The sequence below is a fragment of the Vibrio sp. NC2 genome, assembly GCF_025195005.1.
GTDB lineage: Bacteria > Pseudomonadota > Gammaproteobacteria > Enterobacterales > Vibrionaceae > Vibrio > Vibrio splendidus.
Genome location: NZ_JANVFC010000001.1, coordinates 303,912 through 321,130 on the forward strand (window position 1 = coordinate 303,912; position 17,219 = coordinate 321,130).

Sequence of the window (17,219 nt, forward strand, 5' to 3'; positions counted from 1 at the left end):
AATCAGCTAGCCTAACTATCACGGAGTCGTTCAAATGAAACACCTAACTCAAGAAATGAGTGACTTTATAAGCAGAGGAACGGATTCTCACATTCGAGTAGCGGTTACGGGGCTTTCTCGTGCGGGTAAGACAGCATTCATTACTTCGCTGGTAAATCAGCTTCTTCATACGTCTACCCACAAAAATCTACCACTGCTTGCATCAGCGAGAGATGGCAGAATTATTGGCGCAAAGCGCATCCCGCAACAAAACATGATGATTCCACGCTTCTCTTATGATGAAGCGATGGAATCTTTGAATGCACAGCCACCAGAATGGCCAGTGCCGACGCGCGATGTCAGTGAGATTCGTCTAGCTATCAAATATAAGCCAGCCAAAGGCGCAAAGAAGCTGCTGAGCAAAAACAGCACCCTTTATCTCGATATTGTTGATTATCCGGGAGAGTGGCTACTTGATTTACCTTTGCTGGATATGGATTTTGATACTTGGAGTCAGTCTCAATTTACAGCACTAAAAGGCGATAGAGAAACCTACTCGCAACAGTGGAACGCAATGCGTGGTGACCTTGACTTGTTAGCCGAAGCAGACGAAAAGAAATTGGTCGCCATTGCTGATAGCTATACTCAGTACCTTCACACTTGTAAGGATAACGGGTTGCACTGGGTACAGCCGGGGCGATTCGTATTGCCGGGTGAGCTTGAAGGCGCGCCTGTGCTGCAATTTTTCCCGTGCATCGCACCTGAGGGCAAGTTCTCTAAAACAAGTAACTATGCGGTTTTAAAAGCGCGTTATGAAGAGTATCAACAAAAGGTCGTAAAGGCGTTCTACAAGAATCACTTCGCGACGTTCGACAGACAAATCGTGCTGGTGGATTGCTTACAGCCGCTCAATGCGGGCTATGACTCTTTCATGGATATGCGTGGCGCATTAGAGCAGCTACTAAAAAGCTTTAAGTATGGTCGAAGCAATATGCTAAGACGCTTGTTTGCCCCGAAGATCGACAAGATCTTATTTGCAGCCACCAAGGCCGATCACGTGACACCGGATCAACATCCGAACTTGGTATCGCTGTTACAACAGATGGTACATCCGGCTTGGCAACAGGCGGCGTTTGAACATATCGACATGAGTTGCATGAGCATCGCGTCTATTCAAGCGACCAGCGCGGGTTATATATCGTCAGGTTCAGATAATGTCCCTGCATTGCAAGGTGTGACTTTAGATAATGCTCCTCAAACCATGTATCCGGGTGAGGTGCCGCGTAAACTGCCCAATAAACAGTATTGGGAAACCAACCAATTTGATTTCACGAGTTTTAGGCCGATGGAGCAACATTCCGATGAGCCTTGCCAGCATCTGAGAATCGACAAGGTTTTAGAATATCTCATTGGCGACAAGTTGAAGTAATTGAGGCAATTAAAATGAGTGAATTAAAAACGAAACAGGTCTTTGATGAACCGTTGAAGACCTCTTTTGGTGAGCAAGACAAGAGTGAAGTTGGCCCGGATTTAGGCGCTCAACAACTGTTCACAGAGCAAGAGGAATTTGTTCCTGTCGCACCGCAAGTGGAAGCCGATCTTGATGGTGAAGCTGAGCAGCAATTGGAACAAGTGATTCGACCGAGCAAAAAGAAGAAGTGGTTTGGAACGGGCTTACTTGTCGCTTTCTCCGGTCTGGTGGGCTGGCAGGCGATTGACTCTGTCATTACTGCTATTCAAACCGCTGACTGGCTAGCTTTAGGCTGGGCTGGCTTTATCGCTGCCATTGCTTCATTAGGTTTAGGCGCAATAGGCAAAGAGTTGTGGAAGCTGCGTTCGCTGAAAGACCATTTCAGTGTCCAAGAGCAGAGTGAAGAGCTACTGCAAAGCCAGAGTGTTGGTAAAGGCAAAGCGTTCTGTGAACACATTGCGAAGCAGGGCGGTATTGTCGCTGAATCACCCGCTTATGATAAATGGCGAAACAGCATTAACCCTGCGCACAGCGATGCTGAAGTCTTGGATATGTATGATGCACTCGTTGTTGCCCAACAAGATAAAGTGGCGACTCAAATTGTCACTAAATTCTCGACCGAATCGGCCGCTTTGGTTGCTGTGAGCCCATTGGCGGCTGCCGATATGTTGCTGGTGGCGTGGCGCAATTTCACCATGATAGACAAGCTTGCTGATGTGTATGGCATTGAGCTTGGTTACTGGTCGCGTATTAAGTTGTTCAAGTTGGTGTTGATCAACATGGCAGCGGCAGGTGCCAGTGAACTCGCGATAGACGCGAGTATGGACCTCGTCTCGATGGATCTTGCAGGCAAGGTTTCAGCTCGAGCAGGCCAGGGGCTCGGTGTCGGTATTCTCACTGCGAGACTGGGTTTAAAAGCCATGACATTGCTGCGTCCTATGCCTTGGCATAATGAGCGAAAAGTAAAAATATCAGATCTTCGTAAAGCCGTCCTTTCTGAAATAAAGCGCATTACGCTTAAATAGAGTGAGTTGCTTATCAATAAAGCGCATCACGCTTAAACAAAGCGAGCTACTGATCAACAAAGCGATCTACTGACCAACAAAGTGTATGACATTGAGTCGTTTGCGAGTGAAGAGTAAACATATGTTTACTCTTCTTCTTGACTGAACTCAGAGCTTAATCCACACTACTGTCAACTTATCCTGACACCTATAATAGGACTATTTGTGCGTCTTGAAGTATTGTGTGAAGACAGACTCGGCTTAACGCGTGAGTTGCTCGATATCTTGGCCTCAAAAAGCATTGATTTAAGAGGAATCGAAATTGATGTTAAAGGCATTATTTACTTAAACTGCCCTGATATTAATTTTGATGCTTTTAGTGAACTTATGGCTGAAATTCGCCGAATTTCAGGTGTGAAGGATGTACGTAAAATCCAATTTATGCCAAGCGAAAGGCACAACACAGAGTTGATTGCTCTGCTGGCAAACCTACCTGACCCTGTGATAGCGATTGACCTTAAAGGCTCAATCGATATGGCAAACCACGCTGCATTGAACCTCTTTAACAAGCAAGAAGACGAAGTGATCGGTGAGCCGTTAGCGACGTTCGTTCCTAGCTTTAACTTCGCTCGTTGGATTGAAGGCGATGTAACGCGCCATCGTGAAGTTGTGGTGTTAGATGGTTTAGATTTCTCTATTGAGATCCTGCCGATTTACCTTGGTGGTGATGTGAACGAAGCGGTACTGGCTAGCGCGGTAATGACAATTCGTTCTTGCAACCAAGAGATGAACACGCCAGACGCAATCCCTGAACAGAATAACCTAGGTTTTGAACACTTTGTTGGTGTCTCTAATCGCCATAAAGCCTTGATCAGCCAAGCTAAGAAACTGGCTATGCTGGATCAACCTCTGCTTATTGAAGGGGATACAGGCACGGGTAAAGAGATGCTGGCTAAAGCGTGTCATAACCGTTCGAACCGAGCGTCATTCCCATTCTTGATTCTAAGCTGTGCATCGATGCCTGATGACGTAGCGGAGACGGAATTGTTTGGTCATGCACCGGGTTCATTTAACCATGAACAAGGTCATAAAGGCATTTTCGAACAAGCGAATGGCGGTACCGTATTTTTAGATGAAATTGGCGAGATGAGCCCGCATCTACAAATCAAACTGCTGCGTTTCCTACAAGATGGTTCATTCCGTCGTGTTGGTGAAGAAGAAGAGATGCACGCGGATGTTCGTATTATCGCATCAACGCGCCATCGTCTTTCTGAATTAGCCGACTCAGGTTCGTTCCGTGAAGATCTGTTCTACCGCTTGAACGTGCTGACTTTATCGATTCCTGCTTTGCGCGAACGTTCAAACGATGTTGCCCCATTACTGGAGCTATTCGTTGCAAAGTACGCACAGCAATTAGGCATGTTGAAACCAAAGCTGACTCAAGAACTAATCGACCAATTAGGTAACTACCAATGGCCGGGCAACATTCGTCAGTTAGACAACATGGTTCTACGTGCTCTAACAGAGTTGGATTCAGATACGTTAACGGTTGAGCAATTCCACCTGCCACAGCTTGAAACCATGACTGCTGGAATGGCGAACTTGAGCTTAGACGGCTCGCTGGATGAGATCATGAAAGACTATGAATCTCAGATTCTAGAGAAGCTCTACCAGTCTTTCCCATCAAGCCGTAAGCTTGCAAAACGTTTGAATGTATCTCACACCTCAATTGCGAATAAGCTTCGTGATTACGGTATTAGAAAGAACTGATCGAATAAGAACAAGATTATGGAAGATTTGAGTACACCGGAGCGCATTTATAAGCGTGACGGTAACCTGATTCTGAGAACGGCTGAAATAGATGACGCAGCGATGATCAGTGAGTACTTTCAGGTTAACAGAGAGTACCTGAAACCTTGGGAACCGATTCGCGAAGACGCGTTCTTTGATAGAGCGAGTTGGGCGCAGCGACTGATCAAGTTAAACGAGCTTCATAAAATGGGGCTAGGCTACTACTGTTTATTGATTAACGCTGACTCTAACGAGATGCTAGGCACAATATCGTTCAGTAATTTGTCTCGTTTCCCGTTCTACGCCTGTAATGTAGGTTACTCATTGAGTCAAAGTGCACAGGGCCACGGTTACATGCGCAGAGGCTTGAGCATGGCAAAAGACTACATGTTTGATGTGCAGAATATGCACCGCTTAATGGCGGGCTACATGCCTCACAATGAACGCAGTGCGGGTGTATTGGAACATCTTGGCTTTGTTCGAGAAGGCTTCGCCAAAGATTACTTACAGATTAACGGTAAATGGGAAGACCATATACTGACCGCGTTAGTTAACCCTAACTGGGAAGACAAACGCAATGTCTAGACTAAATAGTATCTAGGCGTAAGAACAAGTAACGAATTTAAAGGCAGCGAATATCAAGCGATCTCTAGTCGCCGCTGTATCAAAAAGAACATATAGGCATGGTAGATCCATCAGCCTGAGAAGATATTTGAGGAATTTTGATGTCATACACAACTTTGGACGAATACCAAAGAAAATGGATTTTCACTCACCAGTCAATGCCGCTGCCGGCAGAGGATTTGGAAAAGATTAAACCAATGACACAGGCGAGAGCATCTCAGTTTTGGAAAGAGAACGTGAGCCCTCAAAGCCCTGATGCGGAAAGACTAAGTTCGCAAGACTGGCCAAGCAAAGCATCGAACTGGAATGAAGAGATCAGCTGGATGGCAAATTGGGAAGCGGATGAGCCTGAAATGCCGGAAGAAATTCTAAACTTCATTGATTGGCAAGATGACGTAACTGTTTATTTTTGTTACGAAAAATACAATGTTTTAGAAACCAAATGGTCAGTTTTTAAGAAACACTGGAAGAACTTTTTGTTCTACGATGATGGCCCGATTCTACTAGGCCGCCGTCGTTCAGAAGCACTTTGGTTTGCTACAAATGGTACCGTTAAAATTGGTAACCGTGCTTAAGTTCGGTGTGATTTAATCGAGCGAGTATTGACGATCCGATCAACAGATAGACAGACAAAAAGCGAGCATTGAGCTCGCTTTTTTTATGCCTAATGATCTTCGAAGATCATCGGAAGGAAGCGACTATTTCAGCCCAGTGTATGATGACTATTTTTACTGACATAGAGCAGTTAATTTTCGAAATTGAGATCGCTATCTCATTGGCTTAGTTGAAGTTTTATGGGGTTGAGCTATCTTTATATTACTGCCTTAGTGGAGGTGAAGTATTATGATTTGGGACACTCTCGAACGTGTAAATAAACTTCGCAAGGAAGCAATGGAAGATCCAGAGTTTTTGGATTCAGCAAAAATGCATGAGGAATGGCTTTTAAGCGAAACTCATAATCAATCGAACAAAGGAGCTAAAGACAAGAAACCGAAAAAGTTATCTGATATTTATGAAAATACGGATTTTCCTATCAACCCAACAGGAACGAAACATTAACAATGATGAACAGCAATACGGCTAAGGCTCTTAACCAAGAAGCGATAAGTCGACTAAACATACCAGCCTTAAGCCACCAATAAAAAAGCCACTTTCAACGAATCGAAAGTGGCTTTTTCTTTACTAGTTAGCGCTCCAATCTAATGAGGCCTGAAACTAGTTATTAATCAGGCTTAACCCGCTTGGTAATGCATCACCAAATACGCGCTTAGACTCGCTCTCAGAAAGTTCAGTCACTTCACTCACTAGCGTTAGCCATGAATCAGGTACCTTGCTTTGCTTTAGCTTCTCAATCACTTGATTACGATAGTCGTCAGAGATATCAAATTGACGGTCACCGGTTTTACGACAAATCATTACAGCAGCGAAGGCGATCATCTGCTCTTTCTGCCAGTTCTGTTCAAGCAGTTTTGGTAACCACTGTTCAGCTTGCTCTCTAGGAATTACGTTGTGTTGGCTGCCATACAAAGGCGTTCTTGATGCTAATCGACCTAGCGCCCACCAGTGAGCCTGTTCAAATTGGTTATGGTTAATCGCTTTGCTCAAGAACCAGCTTGCCAGCAGAACTTTGTCTTCCACTTCAAGTTGCTCAAGTGACGCCGCCAAACGAACCATGGCTTCATAGCCATTGTCTTGTGCATCTTTGGCTGTCTTAGGGTTTTTCATTGCCCCTGGATGAAGGTATTTAGCGATGTCAGCCAAGATACTCTCTTGCTGCTCTTGGTTTAATCCACCGGCAACACGACGCCAGAATACCCACCAGTCCGTCCAACCTTGGTGGTTCTGGAACTGAATGTTTTGTTGGTAAAGGCCCCAAATTTGTTCGATACGCCATGAGTCAGTCGGATCGCCAAAGCCTGGACGCAGCGAGTAACCCGCCAAACGCAGCCAGTTCTTCTCGTGTGCTTCTGAACGACGGCGGCGTTTACGACCTAATGAAAAGGTATCAAACAGATGGCGAAGGGTCGTGAAGTCCCATTCATCACGCTTACCAAGTCGCTTCTCAAGATCTTTAGACAGTGTTTTGATCTCTTTCGATTCAGCACTCTTCTTGTTGCCGCTGTACAGACGAGAAATCAATTCCTTACATTCATCCAGTCTTGGGTGAAGTTTAGCGGTATCAGACTCATCGCCTTGCTTGTTTCTGACTTCGAACTCAAGCAACCAACGCTTAGTGTCATCTTCTGTACTCACACACTCCATTTTCAGTGTGCCGACTTCCGTTAATTGACACGCGAGCAATACTTCGACGCGTTCTTTTTGGTTGGCTTGGAGCTCTGCAGTACCTGAACCTTCCAGTGTAGAAATATACGGTGGAAGAGGGGAGAACAAGTCAGCGTCGACATTGACCATCACACCATTTTGAATAGCGGTGTCATGAGCAATTTGATCGTGTGTTGAAGTCAGAAGATTAAATCGTACCGGTTCGCCTAAAGTCAGCGAGAAACGACGGCTGTTCAAGCGTATCTCTTGGCCTTCTTCGGTTCCTTTGGCAAGCAGACAAAGCGCTTTGCCCATCTTGTTCTTCTCTTGCAGATGCAGGAAGTAAGAACGGGCAGCACCGCCACCGATTTTCAGTTGTGCACCGCGGCGTGCTTTACCAAAAGCTACTGCACCAAGGGCTACAGACCAATCTGGATGAGGGTTATCAAGCACTGTGATAGGAGAACCGTTCCAGTTGTCCAGTAGCTGAGTAATTCGCTCTGTTACCAGCTCACTATTGAACACACCACCATTGAGTAGCACACCAACAGGAATTGCAGGTTTGGTGTCATCAAACTCAACAGAGTCTGACTTTTCCAATGCGGCCTTAGATACTTGCTGATGTGTCGCTAAGAATTCGGCAACGTGCTTACTTACCGCAGGATCTGCTGCGTAGGGTAGGCCGAACTCTACCACCGCGCTACGTCGTTTGTCGGGTACTTCCGTAAACTCAGAAAGCGGGAAGAAACCTTCCAGTGCAATCTGATGAACTTCTTGTTTCGTTAAACCAATACTCTTGGTACCGCCAAGTAGCTTTGAACCGCTGCCCAGCATGGTGATCTTTACATCGTCTGGCGCGTTAACAGAAAGCAGGCTCTCTTTTGCGGCGCGAGTCTGTTGAATCAGTTTGGTTAGGCTCGAAGCATTCAGCTTTTTGTTTTGATTGAAGCGTTGCTCTGCAAGGTGGGCAAGGGCTAAATCTAGGTTATCACCACCGAGCATCAAGTGTTCGCCAACGCCGATACGGTCGAGTGCGAGTTCTTGGTCATCGCCATTGTTTGAGTTGAAGCTTGCTTCGATCAAACTTAAATCGGTGGTACCACCGCCGACATCACACACTAGAATCAGCGGGATCTGTTGAAGCTCATCGGCTGCGGTTTGTTGATGACGGGCATACCAGTCGTAACACACAGCTTGAGGCTCTTCGAGTAATAGAATCTTACCTAAGCCAGCAAGTGCTGCCGCTTCAAGTGTCAGTTTACGTGCTGTCTCATCGAATGAAGCGGGAACGGTGACTACAACGTCTTGGTCTTCCAGCTTATTGCTTGGGTTGCGGTAGTTCCATGCTTGGCGAATGTGGTTGAGGTAGCTTGCGCTTGCGACAACTGGCGATACTTTATCGACGTCAGTTGCGCCTGCCCACGGCAGAATGTCGGAGTTACGATCAACCGCTTGGTGAGATAACCAGCTTTTAGCACTCGATACTTGGCGACCTTCAACCTTAGCACCTAATTCTCGTGCCCATTCGCCTACGATGACATTTTGAATATCGCCTTCAACTAAGCTCGGTTCCCAAGGCATGGTGAGATCGGAAGGGGAGATCTGACCTTGTGCGGGATGATAACGAAATGATGGAAGTAGCGGCTTGCGAACCACTTCACCGGGGCCGATGAGTTGGTCAATATCGAAAAGAGAAACGGGAGCATGTTGTAGGTCGTCGTTGATTTCACAGTAAGCGACAACAGTATTCGTTGTGCCTAAGTCAATGCCGACTAAAAAACGAGGAGATGCCATACAAAACCTTATTCTGCCAAAGTGATGACCAGTTAATGGATAATCTTGGTCTTATTGTTGTCTTTGGAATGCTTTTAATACAGGGCTAGGGAATCGCATTGATAAAGTAACGGCACCCGTTAAGGTGCCGTTGATTCATTATGCTTGTTCGTTTGAGTCGTTATTCGAGTCTTCACGAACGTCGAACTCAACATGCCACTTCTGACCATTGTCAGTCGCAATGGCTTCTAGATATAACGTGCCTAGTTCAGTAACGCGAGAAGCCAAAGTTACGGGAACCACTTCACCTTCGCGACGACCTTCAGAAACAGGCAGTGTCACTTGAATTTCAGGAAGCTCATCCAGATCTTCTGGAGCCCAGTGATCAAGGTGCGTACCCGCTTGGTCTTCACGACGAGTGGTTGAACCGAAGAATTGGAAGTGAACTGGCTGACCAATCACTAGACCGAACTCTTGGCTAGGCACTTGTACGCTTGAACCTTCTTCCATACCAAATGGTGCAACACACAGTGCTTCCATTGGAGGAGCCATACCTGGGATAGCTGGCATCGCGCTTTCAATTCCAACGTAGTAAGAAGATGCGATACCACCACGGATACGAACGCCTTGGCCACGACGAACTGCGCCGTAGTATGAAGCGCCACTTGCAACCGCTAGGTCTAAGTCTAAACCTGAAAGTTGTTTAGCAAATTCAGCGTCGGCATTAATTAGCCATTCATTGATCGTGTCTGAAAGACGATCTGCAAGTAGGTTAGATTTTAGAACACCACCATTGAACAGTACCGCTGTTGGTTTGATGAAGTCTGCCGCTGGCGCTTCTGTACCGGGCATACCGGGCATGTTTGCAAACGGGTTGAAATCTTGCTGAGCGGTTTCACTATTTCCAGAAAGCGCGTTCGCTTGCTTAGAAAGGAATGCAGCAATGTGACGAGTAATACCTGCGTCTTGAGCGTAAGGCAGACCCATTTGAGTCAGTGCGCCACGCGTCTTTTGTACTGGGTGCTCAGTCACCGCTACTTTCGGGAAGAAGCCATCAACCAATGTTTGTTGTACTTCTTGCTGAGTCAGATCTGTTTTCAGTGTTGCGCCCAGTAGTTTAGAACCACGGCTTGGAACAACGATTGGCACAGATTGAAGCTCAGCATCGTTAAGCAATGCTTCTTTCGCATCACGACACGCGTGAGTCATTGCTTGAACCTGCCAAGGAGCCAGTTCTTTACCTTCTTGAGCCAGTTTCATCTTCAGACGGTAAGACAGAGCTAAGTCCATGTTGTCGCCGCCCAGTAGGATATGTTCACCTACAGCGATACGGTTCAGGCTTAGGTTGCCTTCATCTTGTGTTACTTCAACCAACGAAAGGTCAGTCGTACCACCACCTATATCGACAACAAGAACGATGTCACCAACGTTCACTTCATCACGCCATGTGTCGTTGCTGTTATCAATCCAGCTGTAAAGAGCCGCTTGTGGCTCTTCTAGAAGCGTTAGGTGAGTGAAACCAACATTACGTGCAGCTTCTGCTGTTAGGTCACGAGCCGCAGGATCAAACGAAGCTGGAACCGTGATCGTTACATCTTGGTCTGCCAGTTTGTGTTCTGGGTTAGCGTGGTTCCAAGCATCTTTAAGGTGCTCAAGGTACAATTCAGTTGTCTTAAGCGGAGATACCTTTTCAACTTCTTCAGGGCTGCCTGCAGGAAGGAACGCATCACGACGGTTCACACCACCGTGGCATAGCCAAGATTTTGCACTTGCAACCAAACGGATAGGGGTTTTCGAACCAAGGTTACGCGCAATGGCACCAACTAGTGCTTTAGGTTCAGAAGACCAAGGTAGAACGCGAGAGCCCGCATTCATTTCATGTTCGTGCGGCTGGTATAGGAACGAGCCAAGTTGGCTGCGAGTTTCTACTGTACCTGGAGCCGTCAATTGAGGGATTTGCATCACCTCTACGCGAGCGTCTTCATTTGTTGTGTCGATGTAAGACAAAACGCAGTGTGTGGTACCTAAATCGATACCAACACTGAACTTAGGCGCCTGATGTTGCTCTTGAGAAGATAGCTCTTGTGAATGCATCTGCGGCGTATGTTCTTGAGAAGAAGACTCGTGCGATGATGGCTGAGTTTGGTGTTCCATTATAGCTCTACCTCTGCCGGTGCAATTACAGATGCATCGTAGTTTTCAGCAAGCTTAGGCAGGTTCATGTCAGTTGCTTTCCAACCTTTGTGAACCAATGTGCCATTGAACGGTGCGTTACCCGTTACATTGCCAGTTAGGCGAATTTCTTGTGGGTTGAAGCCTTCAACAACCGTGATACGTGTTTCTTCATCTTCCGTACGGATGTGAGAGAGGGTTACGTAATCAGCAAGTACTTTTTGACCGCCAGTGTGGATTACACGTGCTGCCGCGCCAACTTCTTCATCAGAGAATGATGTTAGGTCTTCTTTTAGGAAGTCAATTAAACGAGCTTCTTGCTGCATGATAGACAGTAGCTGCATTGCAGAATCTGTTGGTGCTGTTGCCAGCTTAGATTCAACTTCTACTACTTTTTCGATCACACGTTCAACTTCAACAACTTTCTCTACTTCGACAATTTTCTCAACTGGCTTTTCAACTTCAACGATCTTTTCTACTGGTTTTTCTACGACTTTCTCAACCACTTTGGTTTTACGAGAAACGGCAATTAGCAGTAGTAAAACGCTTGATGCAGTTAGGCCTGCGTGAAGCATATCAAACGTTTGTGGGATTAGGTTCAAATCAACGATCATAGTGATTTCTCTTTAAAATTGATTTAACGGTATATTCGTCGGTTTAAAGGAATATACAGGTTGGAAAGAAACTCAGTGGCATAAGGCCGAAATGGTCACTTTCAAGCTATAAATATGGGTGGATACTAGCATATTCAAGGCTTAAGGGCTTTATTTAATGTTTTCAATAAACTGGCTTTTTGGTGAGTTAGCTTGAAAGTTAATCGAGATTTGTTGGTTTATTAGCCGCAAATGTCCATGGGTTGTAAATAGTGTTAGTTTTATCCCATTGTGAGAGTCAAAGATAAATAGAGCCTAGCATTCCGGCAGTGTATACTTTCGACTCAAAATAACATCATATGGGAAGCTGTATGCCCCACACTACCGACCCCATAACAGGGTTGAAGAAACGAACTTTGCCGTTAGTTGTCTTTTTTGCCACATTTTTGATGACGGTGTTGTGTTTTGTTTTGGTTGCGGCGAATCAAAATAGGTCTTTGAATGAGAATCTGGATAGCTTTGCTCAGCATCAAACGCTCAGTTTAAAAGCGTTTATTGATAACGATGTTGCTTATATCGGTTCCGGTGCGAATTTTTTCTATTCTAATGATGTCGATAGTCGGGATCGATTTGATCGTTTTGCTCAGCAAACGATTAACGGCTCGAAAAGCCTGATCGGATTGCAGTGGATGCAAAAAGTAGCGGTAGAAGATCTTGCCGAGCACACCGCCAAAATGAAAGCTCAATACCCATCCTATAGAATGTTTACTATCCCTAAACATGGGCCAAAAACTTATGGTTATGTCTTGGATGGCGAGCCCGTATTTATCGCGACAGATATTTATCCGAATGATCCAGTGAACAACGGTGTTTTGGGTTTTTACTCTTCTCGTGAGCGGTTTAATCTGATCATTGAGAACATTAAAAAAACACGTGAAGCGAATATTTCAGACAAAGTTCGTCTATTGCAAGATGGTTTAGACAGCAACACACCTAAGAGCGGAATGTTGGTTTACCACCCTGTGTTTGATGGTCAAACGGACAATTTGTTAGGGGTTGTGATTGGTGTTGTTCGTACCACATACTATTTTGAGAAACTTCTGGCGTCTACTGTCGGCGATATGGACGTTTATGTGCGTGTTACCGATAGCGGTTTTGAAGCTGAAGATGCCCCGATAATGTTCGAAACCAATGGTTATGAAGCGGTAACTGGGCAGCACATTACAAAGACGATTACATTAACTAACCGTGAATGGATCATCGACTTCAAGATAGATGCATGTATTTCATTTAATGGTTACTTAGTGTTGGCGGGAATCGGCATAGTTGGTACCACTATCTCATTACTGCTTGCTTATATTGTGAACCTGCAAATTCGAGAGAAAGAGCGCTTGTATCGAATGATTGATGAAAGAACAGAAGAACTTCGCTTTCTTGCCAATCATGACAGTTTAACGGAAATTTATAATCGCCGAGCTTTTAATAAGATGCTTGGTCAATCGATACAAAGCGATAAGCCGTTTAGCTTAATAGTGTTTGATGTTGATAAGTTTAAAGAGATCAATGATAAGTTTGGGCACCCAGCCGGTGATGCGTTACTTATCCATGTGATTAAGGTTATCTCAGTGAGCTTGAAGTCTGGAGATAACCTATTCCGGATGGGAGGGGATGAGTTCGGTATCATTTCGAGCATCACCGAACATGACTCATTGTCTCGCTATTTAGAATGTATTTTGGAGACGGTGAGTGAGTCTCATTGCGAGCATTCTGGCCAGCTATTGAGTTGCACTCTAAGCATCGGGGCGACCATCCGCACTAATGAAGACATTGAAGCGCTCCTTCAAAAAACTGACAGCATGTTGTACCTAAGTAAGTCAAATGGCCGAAATCGAGTCACAATTGCAGGCTAAATGAGCACTTGATGCAACTGGGGTCGAGTTCTTTATTAGGCTCATGTACAATTTCACGAAATTTTTGACGAGAGAATTAGGCGACGTATGAATCACAATCGAGTGGTGTGTTTCGATTTGGAAATGTGCTGTTGGAGCGAAGACGGTGTAGGAACAACAGGGGAGATCATTGAAATTGGTCTTGCTGAGATCGATCTTGTATCTGGAACCATCGTGAAGCGCGCGCAATATTACGTTAAGCCCGAAAAAGACGAAGTCTCTCTATTCTGCGCCGAGTTAACGGGCATTACACCTCGTAAAATCGAAAAACAGGGTCGCCCATTAGAGTCTGTTATCAAGTCGATGATTAAGAACTTCGGTGGCCCAAAGAAAATCTATGCAGCGTGGGGACGTGATGATCTTATCTTACACAAAGAGTGTATTGAGAAAGGCATCGAACCTCCGTTCAGCGAGTTCTTGAATATCGCCACGCTTTATCGAGTTCAGAATCGATTGAAAGAAAAACGTATTGGTCACCGTGCTGCTCAGGAAGCGAAAAACATTGAGTGGGAAGGTCGTCAGCACTCCGGTTATGTCGATGCTTATAACTTGGCAAAGCTTGCGCTGACGATGTTGTAATCGTTTGTATTTCAGAGAGGCGCTTGGTTAAATACTGAAAGGTTAAACACTTAAAGTTAGCCTGAATCTTGTGAGTTATTAAAATGAAGAGCCACCTACTTATTAGGTGGTTTTTTTGTGCCTGTTATTTGAGGGCAATGACTATCCCAAGAAACCTAATTTCAACAAGTGGTTTATCAATAGTGAATGGCTACATCGCTTATTTTACGAGTGAATAATATTCGTTTGAAATTTAGCTTTTTAATTAATATTAAATCTTAGGTCTCGACCTTGATTGGGTAGGGCTAGGTGGTAGCGTTAGCTCACCCAAAACAAGGAGAATAGGATGAAGAACATTATTAAGTATGGATTGGCACTGGGGGCGCTAAGCGTAAGTGCGTTGGTTTCGGCACAACCCGTTGTATTGATAAACACTTTTTCAGTCGAGCCAGCCCATGAAGCCGCTACGTTAACGTATTGGGAAGATGCGCGAGACGTATTGGTGAAGCAACCAGGATATATCTCTACCAAATTGCACCGCTCGTTAAGCTCGGATGCGACATACCGTTTTATTAATGTTGCAGAGTGGGAAAGCAAAAAGCATTTCCATGATGCGATACAGGCGATGAGAAAAGAATTACCACCTTTAAAAATTGAAGGGGTTTCTGCTGACCCTAACTTGTATGAAATTATTCGCGACTAATTAGGAAGCCACCATAATGAAAACAACTCTAGGAACCTTTTTAGCTATTTTTAGCTTTCTATTTTCAGCCATTCTTTTTTCAACCCATGCCCACGCAGCGGCATACGGCGTGTCAGTGGCTTGGAAAACCGATGACGCCCAAGCCGTATTTGAGGCAATGCCTCATCAGAAAAAAGCATTTGCCAACCTGATTGATGCGGGCTTGGTACACGATATGTTCGTATCACAAAGCTTTATTGGGGATAAAAAGTTTCCGATGATTAAGTTTGTGATTGAAGCGGACAGTGAGCAGCACGTTAGAGACTTGATTGGTAACTTACCATTCCAATTTAAAGAGCTTGTAGAGGTGACTGAAATCAGAGACATCGGTAATAAGTGGTTAAACACGGACGTCGCTTTCACAAACTACGCAGTAGAACTTGCTTGGAAAGAGCCAGAGAATCAATTCATTGTCGATGAGGTTATTAGCAAAGATTTACAAATGGTTGTCGATTGGAGTGCTCAAGGTGTGATTACGTCTGCTTACTTAAAACATCAAGAAATAGCAGAAGAGAAGCCAAACCAAAAAGCGATGATCAGGCCAGTCTATTCAATGGCAATATTGGCTAAAAACGAAGAGCAAGCGCGCGAAGTTGCCAATCAGTTGAATGCAGTAAAGTTAGGCTTCGCTGAAGTTATGGTAAGTGAACTTGGATTCAAACTGGAACTCTAATTTCGATAGAACAGAATTGTGACCTCGTTTTCAGATTGCGTAACGACGAGGTTTTAATATAGGGCCATGACCAGTTTAGAGTTAAACCTTGGCTATGTTCAAAGGTGAGTGAGTTTACGTGACTGACTCACCTTGTTGTTATTTTATATTGTTACTCACTGAGCTTATATTGTTACTCGCTGAGCTTATATTTAGCTTAATTATTGGCTAAACTTATCACTACTCTTTTCTATGTATGGTTTGCTATTAGTTCGACCAAACAAACACTTTTTTGATGACCTTTTTATTTATGAACACCTCGCCGAAATGAACGCCAATAGCCATGAAAAAATCACCTTAGACGCTTCGGGCATCGAGTTGATTAATAACACACTCATTGATTCGGAATCTGGTAAGCGGGTCACCTTATCCCCCTCAGAAGGCCTGATTCTTGAGCATCTAGTGAAGAACAGCCCAAAAGCCGTTGGTCGAGACTTTTTACTTGAGCATTGCTGGCCGGGCAGGGTTGTGACGGGCAGTTCACTTAATGTCGCGGTTAAGAACATTCGCACGGCATTAAATTCATTTGAGTGTGATTGCAAAATCTTAACGGTTCAAAAGGAAGGGTACAGCTTCAATGGTTTGAAACAGGTCGGTAGTTATTTATCGATGCCAATACCTACCGCTGAAGCGCATGTTGAAGCTGCGTTTTCAGAGAAAGCTGGCATCGTTTCAGAGAAAACCACCATCGTCGATGAGTTAACATCACCGCCACCGTTTAAGCTTTCAGGCATGAACCAACAAGCTGGGCAATCAAAGCAACAGGATCCACAATCACGTCAGTTCAAGGCGAAGCACTTTATTGTTCGTCACCAATCTCGTATTGCCGGAATTGTAGTCAGCGCGCTTCTTCTCATGCTGTTTTATCAGTTTGCATTTTTTATAGATAAGAGTGCCTACCGAGGTATGGATGTTTATCACGATAGTTTGAATTTTGATGAAGCCGTCATAAAAGAGTTGGATGCCGTGTCAGAGCTCGGTGTTGATTCGCTCTATCTGCATCGCATTGGCGTTGGGTGTCAGAATATCCAAGCCGTCGCATTGATAAATGGACATTGGAAAGAGATAAGCCATCAGTTTAAAACTGTCTCTTGCGAAGGCGACAATAACAATGAGCGAGGGCAATAAGTATGAATCGTAAGTTTTGGATGCCTATCTTATTGACGCTGTTTGTAATTCTAAATGTAGGCTTAATCTCTGGGCTCGCAACCAAAAGTACCTATCGATTTTCTGCGGAATACCCGATGGTCGGGTGGGAGAGAATCTCGCTCCGATTGGAAAATGGTCGAGTCAAAATGCAGTACATTGGTTATGACATGGATGGGAATGTCGCTCAAACTAAGCAGATGTTTGGTGTATTCTTGCGCTGGGGGAATCACTACTACCTTTATCAATTGGACCAGGATCAGGCCCAAGATAAGCAGACATTCAATATCAAGCACTTATACATTCAACAAACACAAGGCAAGCGCAGTGTGTTGGTATCGAATCAGCGCGGCCTTTATGTCACTAAGAAGGGCACGCCGTTAGAGCTCAAAGGCATCATGCATGGCGATCGATTACGCTGATACAGAGGCTTAATGCTAGTA

At 44.8% G+C, this 17,219-nt stretch carries 15 protein-coding genes; 12 read left to right on the forward strand and 3 right to left on the reverse strand.

Going from position 1 to position 17,219, the window contains the following annotated elements:
- The first annotated feature begins 34 nt into the window (after positions 1–34).
- The 6 genes from NX845_RS01375 (at position 35) to NX845_RS01400 (ending at position 5,928) form a co-directional block, all read left to right on the forward strand.
- Positions 35–1,408: a YcjX family protein gene (locus NX845_RS01375; RefSeq protein ID WP_260256418.1), complete on the forward strand. Its 1,374-nt coding sequence runs from the start codon at positions 35–37 to the stop codon at positions 1,406–1,408.
- Positions 1,409–1,422: 14 nt separating this feature from the next.
- Complete coding sequence (locus tag NX845_RS01380) at positions 1,423–2,475, forward strand: YcjF family protein (RefSeq protein ID WP_260256419.1); 1,053 nt, start codon at positions 1,423–1,425, stop codon at positions 2,473–2,475.
- Between the two features lie 204 nt (positions 2,476–2,679).
- On the forward strand, positions 2,680–4,224 hold the full coding sequence (gene tyrR, locus NX845_RS01385; protein ID WP_017077872.1) for a transcriptional regulator TyrR: 1,545 nt from the start codon (positions 2,680–2,682) through the stop codon (positions 4,222–4,224).
- A gap of 18 nt (positions 4,225–4,242) precedes the next feature.
- Positions 4,243–4,830, forward strand: coding sequence for a ribosomal protein S5-alanine N-acetyltransferase (gene rimJ, locus NX845_RS01390; protein ID WP_017091026.1), 588 nt, complete (start codon positions 4,243–4,245; stop codon positions 4,828–4,830).
- Between the two features lie 140 nt (positions 4,831–4,970).
- Positions 4,971–5,444, forward strand: a complete 474-nt coding sequence (locus tag NX845_RS01395; protein WP_004734736.1) for a DUF2947 domain-containing protein — start codon at positions 4,971–4,973, stop codon at positions 5,442–5,444.
- Between the two features lie 268 nt (positions 5,445–5,712).
- The gene (locus NX845_RS01400; protein ID WP_065681265.1) at positions 5,713–5,928 is read left to right on the forward strand and encodes a hypothetical protein; all 216 of its coding nucleotides are present in this window, start codon (positions 5,713–5,715) and stop codon (positions 5,926–5,928) included.
- 156 nt (positions 5,929–6,084) lie between these two features.
- On the opposite strand, the gene NX845_RS01405 is transcribed toward NX845_RS01400, so the two are convergent.
- From NX845_RS01405 to NX845_RS01415, 3 genes are all read right to left on the reverse strand, one after another.
- Positions 6,085–8,925 carry an Hsp70 family protein gene (locus NX845_RS01405; RefSeq protein WP_065681266.1) on the reverse strand — a complete coding sequence of 947 codons (2,841 nt, stop codon included), beginning with the start codon at positions 8,923–8,925 and terminating at the stop codon, positions 6,085–6,087.
- Between the two features lie 138 nt (positions 8,926–9,063).
- A complete protein-coding gene (locus NX845_RS01410; RefSeq protein ID WP_065681267.1) occupies positions 9,064–11,058 on the reverse strand; it encodes an Hsp70 family protein in 1,995 nt (664 codons plus the stop codon).
- On the reverse strand, positions 11,058–11,690 hold the full coding sequence (locus NX845_RS01415; RefSeq protein WP_017083365.1) for a DUF2760 domain-containing protein: 633 nt from the start codon (positions 11,688–11,690) through the stop codon (positions 11,058–11,060). Before NX845_RS01415 ends, NX845_RS01410 begins: the two co-directional genes overlap by 1 nt.
- Before the next feature lie 350 nt (positions 11,691–12,040).
- Between NX845_RS01415 and NX845_RS01420 the strand changes: the two genes are divergently transcribed.
- The 6 genes from NX845_RS01420 to NX845_RS01445 all read left to right on the forward strand — a co-directional run bounded on the left by NX845_RS01420 (position 12,041) and on the right by NX845_RS01445 (position 17,198).
- Entirely contained in the window at positions 12,041–13,579 is a 1,539-nt protein-coding gene (locus NX845_RS01420) for a sensor domain-containing diguanylate cyclase (protein ID WP_065681268.1), read from the forward strand.
- An 87-nt stretch (positions 13,580–13,666) separates the two neighbouring features.
- Positions 13,667–14,197 (forward strand): 3'-5' exonuclease, encoded by a 531-nt coding sequence (locus NX845_RS01425; protein WP_004734743.1) that lies wholly within the window; start codon positions 13,667–13,669, stop codon positions 14,195–14,197.
- A 325-nt stretch (positions 14,198–14,522) separates the two neighbouring features.
- Positions 14,523–14,879, forward strand: coding sequence for an antibiotic biosynthesis monooxygenase (locus NX845_RS01430; protein ID WP_004734744.1), 357 nt, complete (start codon positions 14,523–14,525; stop codon positions 14,877–14,879).
- A 16-nt stretch (positions 14,880–14,895) separates the two neighbouring features.
- The gene (locus tag NX845_RS01435) at positions 14,896–15,591 is read left to right on the forward strand and encodes a hypothetical protein (protein ID WP_004734745.1); all 696 of its coding nucleotides are present in this window, start codon (positions 14,896–14,898) and stop codon (positions 15,589–15,591) included.
- A 441-nt stretch (positions 15,592–16,032) separates the two neighbouring features.
- Positions 16,033–16,758: a helix-turn-helix domain-containing protein gene (locus NX845_RS01440; protein ID WP_065681286.1), complete on the forward strand. Its 726-nt coding sequence runs from the start codon at positions 16,033–16,035 to the stop codon at positions 16,756–16,758.
- A gap of 2 nt (positions 16,759–16,760) precedes the next feature.
- A complete protein-coding gene (locus tag NX845_RS01445; protein WP_017077881.1) occupies positions 16,761–17,198 on the forward strand; it encodes a hypothetical protein in 438 nt (145 codons plus the stop codon).
- The last annotated feature ends 21 nt before the right edge of the window (positions 17,199–17,219 follow it).